Annotated in this window: 4 protein-coding genes; 3 read left to right on the forward strand and 1 reads right to left on the reverse strand. The window is 62.6% G+C overall.

The features are described from left to right. Positions 1-162: 162 nt before the first annotated feature. Genes A1351_RS01230 through A1351_RS01240 form a run of 3 tightly spaced genes read left to right on the forward strand, consistent with a single transcriptional unit; the run spans position 163 to position 5536 of the window. Positions 163-1623: a site-specific integrase gene (locus A1351_RS01230; protein ID WP_064031951.1), complete on the forward strand. Its 1461-nt coding sequence runs from the start codon at positions 163-165 to the stop codon at positions 1621-1623. Continuing rightward, complete coding sequence (locus A1351_RS01235; protein ID WP_064031952.1) at positions 1620-3404, forward strand: hypothetical protein; 1785 nt, start codon at positions 1620-1622, stop codon at positions 3402-3404. The genes A1351_RS01230 and A1351_RS01235 overlap by 4 nt, the downstream gene beginning before the upstream one ends. Beyond that, on the forward strand, positions 3401-5536 hold the full coding sequence (locus A1351_RS01240; protein WP_064031953.1) for a hypothetical protein: 2136 nt from the start codon (positions 3401-3403) through the stop codon (positions 5534-5536). Before A1351_RS01235 ends, A1351_RS01240 begins: the two co-directional genes overlap by 4 nt. Positions 5537-5829: 293 nt before the next feature. Here A1351_RS01240 and A1351_RS01250 read toward each other — a convergent pair whose 3' ends face one another. Further along, a complete protein-coding gene (locus A1351_RS01250; RefSeq protein WP_064031955.1) occupies positions 5830-6792 on the reverse strand; it encodes an ArdC family protein in 963 nt (320 codons plus the stop codon). Positions 6793-6924 lie beyond the last annotated feature (132 nt).

Here is a 6924-nt window from a genome sequence, read left to right on the forward strand (position 1 = left end):
TTATCCAGACACTGCGTACCTGTCTCACAGACGTCAGGGTTGGCGGTTAGTATCGCCGACAGTCCGAGACACAGAACTGTCGAGTGATGACGGTGCGAAGCTTTTGCCGAGGGCGGGCTCGAGCCCGCCCTCGGCAAAAGCTTCGCACCGTTGGGAGGTCCATTGCCGCAATTGTTCTTCACCGATCTTTCCGCCCTACACCGCTCCGAGACGGTCAATGGAACGTCATCCGAGCTGTCCTCGGACGAGATCGCCGCCGCGGACAGCATCGGCCTTATCGAGGGCATGCCGTTCATTCTGCGAAGCGACGGCGCCTACGATCACCACCTCAACCGCTTCCTCCGATTGTGCCCGACCATGGGCGTGCGCTCGATGAACAGCCTTCGTGCCTATGCACGAGACATCGTCGTCTGGATGCGCTTCCTCAAAGAGCGGCGGCACGGCAGGTCTCTCTGGTCAGCCGATCGCGATGACATCGCTGCGTTCCACGAAGCTCGGCGCATGTCTGAACCTCCGTTTCGGATATCGGCCTCTTCCTGGAACCGGATGATCGCGGCGCTCGACAAGCTTTATCGATGGGCGGTTGACGAAAAGATCATTGCTCTCGCTCCGTTCACCTACCGGCAGCTCTGGTCACGCGCATCAACGTCAGGTGCGGTTATCGCCATGGCGGTGAACTGCGCCAAGGAAAGCGGCGCCCGCAATGGCGACATGCGCTTCCTCGACCTACCTCGCTATCTGGTGTTCCGCGAGGTGGGGCTGCGTGGCAGGCTTCCCGACGGTCAGGAAGACCCTGCATGGCGAGGCCACAACGGAGAGCGCAATGCGCTCTTCGCAGAACTGCTGATCACGACCGGCCTGCGGCTGCAGGAAGCGTCGAGCTTGTTGCTGAACGAGTTGCCCGCACTGGATACATGCCTGGATTCCACGGCCAGATCTCTGCCCTTCCGACTGGCTGCTGCGACCGCAAAGGGTTCGCGCGGTCGGGACATTCGCATGCCGATCCGGCTGATCGAGCAGTTGCACGACTACGTCCGGATCGAACGGGATAACGCCCTTGCGCGACTTCGGCGGAGTGGTCGCGTCCGCCGAGTGCGTAGCTCGATTACGGTGGTCGAATGCGAGCATCGGGCTCTGCGCCTGAACGATGGCGACCGCGTGGTGAGGGTAAGCGTCGATCAGTTGACGCCTTCGGAGCGGACGCGTCTCAACGATGCCACCGGTGCGCCGCTGGCGCTCTGGCTGACGGAAGGTGGGGAGCCGATGACAATGGCGTCATGGGAAGCTGTGTTCGGACGCGCCAGCGAGAGATGCCGTCACTTCGGCTTCACGGACATGCACGTTACTCCTCACATGCTTCGGCACAGCTTTGCGGTCCACATGCTGACGTTGCTTCTGCGCGAGCAGGTCGCCTGGGTGGTCAGTGAGCGATCGCAGCATCTGGGCTCCGCCTACCGTCGGATGATCGGCGACCCTTTGCTGAAGCTCCAAAGATTGATGGGGCACAGCAGGATCGAGAGCACCTATATCTATCTCGACCACCTCGCTGACAGCCAGGAGATCGTCGATGCGGCGGCGGGTAATCTCGGCCTCGACGTGACGTCCGGGGAACTCGCGCTATGAGCCGGGGACGACGGGCGACTTTCCCGCCTCAGTCGAACGCTCCGGACGAGAGCATCGTTGCCGGCACGATCGTCGCCGATCCACGCCGCTTCGCTGTGCGTGTCGAGACAGGCGACGAGCAAATTGTGGATCTCAGTTCTTGGTCGAACCAACTCTTCGTTGCCGAGATCGCCCCGCTGGTGCGGGAACGCATCCGCCAGATGGGGCCGACGCCGATCGGACGCTCGATGCAGCGCAAGGTAATCAATCTCCGCCGGTTCTGGTCGTTCCTGGATGATCAGAAGATCGTCCTGCGCGGACTCAGCAACATCACCGTGGAGTTGATCAACGATTATGAGGCATGGCTCGAGCAGAATGCCGGGAGTCGATTGTCCCAGCGGCACCTTCTAGCAGCGCTGATTAGTGTGCTCCGCATCGCGGTCGAGGATTGTCCCGGCGTGCTGACGACGGACGTCGTATCCCGTCTGCGCTATCTCGGTCACGGCGATAGTGGCGGCAGCCGGCCTCGCGACGCCTATAGCAGCGGAATCGCCGATGCGCTGCGTACCGCGGCACGGGCTCAGATCACCGATGCTCGTCAGCGCATCGTGCTCGGTGACGACGTTCCGCCGCCTCCACCGGGAGTGGATATATGCGCGCGGCTACGCGCTCATCATGATGCGGTCGTGACCGAGATTGTGCGATCCGGACAGATCGAGACGCGGCACCCGGCTTTCAGGCGCTTCGTCAACCTTGCGGTATACCGCAAGGTCGATAGCAGGATCGAGGAGCCACACCGAGGTTTCCATCTCACGGCGGTCGATCTTGCGGCATTCCTGGCTTTGTTGTCGCTGGAGACGGGCATGGAGATGGAATGCCTGATCCGCCTGAAGGCGGACTGCCTGCGCAATCCCACCAAAGGCTATGTCGAGATCGAGTATTACAAGCGCCGGGCACGCGGCTCAGAGTGGAAGAGTCTGCGAGTTCGGGACGGGTCGAGCGCCACGCCCGGCGGGCTGGTCAGAATGGCGATCGCGCTTACCGAACGTGCTCGGCGCCACACTGGGGCGGATCGCCTGTGGATGCTCTGGACCATCGACGGCCTGCGCCCGGCCAACGAAGAAGGCGGCCAAGGCATCGCCGCCTTTGTCGAACGGTATCATCTGGTCGATGATGACGGCGCGCCGCTGCGATTGAGTCTTTCGCGGTTGCGCAAGACCCACAAGGCCGAATGGTATCGACGCACGAACGGCCAGCTCGAGCAGTTCGCCGTCGGTCACTCGATTGGCGTCGCGGCTCGCCACTACGCGGACATTCCGGCCCTACGCCATGTTCACGAGCAAACCCTGGCCGCCGCGTTCCACGATGCCCTCGACGCTGCGCTGAAGCCGCGCATCGCCAGGAGCGAGCGGGAAGACCTTGTCGTGGAGCGGCAAGACCCGCTTCCGGAAACAAACGAATGGGACGTCTGGCTCGCACGATGCGGCGGCTTTTACGAGAGCCCGTTCGCGGAGGCAGGCAGACCCTGCCCGACGCCGTTCTGGGGCTGCCTCGAATGCAAGAACGCTGTGATCACAGAACGCAAGCTGCCTGCGCTCATCGCATTCCAATCCTTCATGGCTGATCAGCGCGCTGTCCTAGACGCCGGCGAGTGGTCGCTCAAGTTCGGCCGCCCCTGGCACCGCATCACGAAGCAGATCCTGCCCGCATTTGCGCCCCAGATCTTAGAAGCGGCCCGGATACGGATCGCTGCAGAAGAGCCGACGCTCCTCTATCTGCCGGTAGAGGCGATGGCACAATGACGGCGACGAACGTCCTCCGGGCCGCAGCCCCGTCCACCATACGCAGCCCGAGCGACATCGTGCTATGCTCGATGAAGCTCCAGGAAGGGACCAACCCGGAGACACTCTCGCGCTTCGGCGACGACGTATGGAATCTCGATCCGGCGATCTTTCATCTGACTGCGCGCAATGCCTTCCGGACGATCGGCTTCACCGATATTGCTTGTCCGGTGGAGAGGCTCACGGCGAAGGAATACATCTTCGCCTGGCTCAACGAACGTCTACCCGATCGCTCGGGGCGGCTACGGCCGTTGAGCGCGCGGGCAGCGCTTGCCACATTGCGTCAGTTTATGGCGTTCGTGCGGGAACGGGAGGGACGGTTCGATGCAGCGCTCGTCGATCAGGACCTGCTCGACTCCTATCTCGTGTTCCAGAAGAACCGTTCCGTATTGCCGAGCCGGGTTGCTGCCTGCATGAGACCGGCCGTGCAGCTTCACCGGCTCGCCCACTTCCTGACCCATGGCGGCTTGCGCTTCGTGCCTTGGAACGGCACGCCGGTATACAAAGTGGCCGGCTGCGGCGGGCGGCCCTATGAGAACACGACGCCCCGAATCCCGGAGCCGGTGATTGGCGCATTGCTGCTATGGTCGCTACGCTATGTCGATCTGTTCTCGACCGACATTCTCGCGGCGCGCGCCGAACTTGACGGGCTCGAAGCGGGCTACAAGGCGACGATACGGCAGGCTCGGAAACGCTCGATGGAAGCCCGCGTGGCTGACTGGGTGAGCCGGCGGCGACAAGAAGGAAGAGGCGTTCCTGTCTGGAACGAGCCCGAGCGCATGGGCGGCATCTGTGGCGGCGCTGCTCTTGCACTGGATGGCCATGTTCTGAACATGCAGCTGATCGCATTACAGAGCGGGATAAGCCCCACGAACCTTACCGGCAACAAAGCCGCCTATACCATGGTTCTCGACGCGGTGAAGGAACTCGGCATCGAGCAAGGCGGGATGGACACGCCGATCGTCATCGATCCCGATAGCGGCCAGCCATGGCGACCACGCTTCGACGCATTTGTACTGGCGCATGAGGAACGCCAGCTTCAGACTGCCGCATACATTCTTTGCGCCTATCTGAGCGGCATGCGTGACAGTGAGGTCCAAGCTATGCGACCCGGCTGCCTTCAGCGCAAGCGCAGTGCCGACGGCATGATCGAACGGCTGACGATACGCAGCATCGTCTACAAGGGCCGACAGGATCGCGGCGAAACAGAAGAATGGGTAACGATCGAGCCGGTCGGCCGTGCCGTCGAGATCGCCGAACGTCTGGCGGCAAGGCATAGGTCACAGCGTAAGGACGATGGCATCTGGATCGTTCTGCATCGCGCCGTTGCGCTCGATCGCGGCGTGCCGCATGTGGTGCGGCAGATCAATCGGTATCGTGAACATCTGGACCAGTGCTTCGGTGCGCCAGACGAGCCGACAATTCCGCTTGTTGAAGGGCGAAGCTGGATCTTCAACACACGACAGCTCCGGCGAACCGTGGCCTGGTATATCGCCAACCGACCGTTCGGCGTGGTCGCCGGCAAGATCCAGTACAAGCACGCCTCTGTCGCGATGTTCGACGGCTATGCCGGATCATCGGCCTCCGGCTTCCGCCAGGAGGTCGAGCAGGAACATCATCTGGGACAGCTCGACGACATCGTTGCGCATTACGAAGCGGCGCAGCGTAGCGAGCGGCTTGCCGGCCCCGGCGCTTCCCGCATCACGCACGAGATCGACCGTGTTGCGCAGGAGATCGGTCCCCTGCCGGGCATGATCGCAGACGGCAAACGGGTGAAAGCGATGCTTGCTCATCTCGCGCGTACGCTGCACGTCGGCTACCTGAACGACTGCTTCTTCGAGCCGTCGACCGCGCTTTGCCTTGGCCGGTCGACAGACTCGCAAAGCCAGCCCATCCTGTCGAACTGCGCCCCTGATCGCTGCCCGAACTCCTGCATTGCACATCACCATCTGCCGGCGTGGCAGGCCGCCATCACGCATGCCGAGGCGATGCTGGAAGAGAAGAGATTGTCGAACATGCAGCGGACCGTGATCCGGCAGGACCGGGATCGAATGCGCAAGCTGATCGCGCCACTGTTGGAGGAACGCTCGTGAAGCCGGTCAGCACTGCGACCGAGGGAGCGCTTCGCGAAGCGCTCACCCGGCTCGTCTCAGGGAATACGTTCAGGTTGGACGGCCGCCTGACGGTTGCCGATTTGGCGCGGGAAGCCGGCGTCAGCCGCGCGACCGCGAACCGTGCTCCGGCAATACTCGCGGAACTGCGGGAGGCCGCTGCGGCTGCAAAGCTATCCCAGCTCGAGGGGCCCCGTCCCCCGCAGGTTGACGTGGAGCGGGAACGGCGTGATCGGGAGAACTTGGTCGCTCAGCACGTTCAGGTTCGCGCTTTGCTACAACGCGCCGATGAGAACAGGAGAAGCAAGGTGGCCCGCCTCCGTCTCGTCGGCGACGCCGGATGACGCGGGCGTAGGCTGCTGTTCGTGCATCCAATCGGCTGCCTGTTGTGCCTTGCTGGCAGCCGTGAAGATAGCCCGGGGGTCGTCCTTCAATACTCTAATCCACGAGGCAATGTACGCGGCATGATCAGGGCGTGGATGGTGGGCAATGCCGAGATCGGCAAGCACAAGCCCGCTGAGAATCTCCACGCAGCATTCTTCGGCGGCATAGGCAGCCGAGCCGAACCGACCCGAGAGATCGCGGTCAAGCCGGTGCTTCGACCCCGAGGCGTGGCCGATCTCATGCAGCCACACCCCATAGAATGACGCGGCATCCCGGAAAAAAGCAAATTCCGGCATGAATACCGTATCCGAAGGCGGCAGATAGTAAGCTTCCGATCCGCCGAACATGGTGTTGATGCTGAGGTTGGCGATGAACGCCTCCGCGTGCGCGAGACGCTCGTTCTCCGGCAGCGTGTCCGTTGGCGCGCGCTCGTATCCGTCTACCTGAGCGACATTGAACACCGAGAAAGCCCGAGCGAACATTCGGCGATGGCCACCTTCATCATCGTCGTCATCGTGGCCAGCCGACTCGGACGACCTGACCTGCTTCCACAACACGACGGTAGTCGAACGCTCGCCCTTGCGCACCTGCGCCCCGGCGTCCTGCCATTGTCGATAGGTGCCCCACAGGCCATCGCGGTAACCGTTAGCCACGGCTGCGACCCACAGCGCCACCGTATTGATGCCGCGGTAGCGCCGATCCGATGCGACATTGGTCGGCCGGGCGACGCTGGCTCCGTCGTGGAACCACGGCGCACGCCAATCACCTGCACCTTGCTCGATTGCCGCAATGATCTCGGCGGTGACGCGCGTGTAAACATCGGCACGCGCTCCAGACTGCATCCTGGAAGGCATCGTGATAACTCCTTGGGAACGACGCGAGCGCACAGGATCGCCACCACCTGGGGGCGGTGTCGGGCTCAACGTCGGTGGAAAGGGATCAGTGAAATGCCGGTGAGACAGCTTGACTGTTTAGATAATGAATAT

The organism is Methylosinus sp. R-45379 (assembly GCF_001644125.1).
In the GTDB taxonomy this organism is placed as follows: Bacteria; Pseudomonadota; Alphaproteobacteria; order Rhizobiales; family Beijerinckiaceae; genus Methylosinus.

Bases quoted from the DNA above. Each gene is read 5' to 3' on its own strand.
- A1351_RS01235 (WP_064031952.1), top strand. From the start codon at position 1,620: ATGAGCCGGGGACGACGGGCGACTTTCCCGCCTCAGTCGAACGCTCCG.
- A1351_RS01240 (WP_064031953.1), top strand. From the start codon at position 3,401: ATGACGGCGACGAACGTCCTCCGGGCCGCAGCCCCGTCCACCATACGC.
- A1351_RS01250 (WP_064031955.1), bottom strand. From the start codon at position 6,792: ATGCCTTCCAGGATGCAGTCTGGAGCGCGTGCCGATGTTTACACGCGC.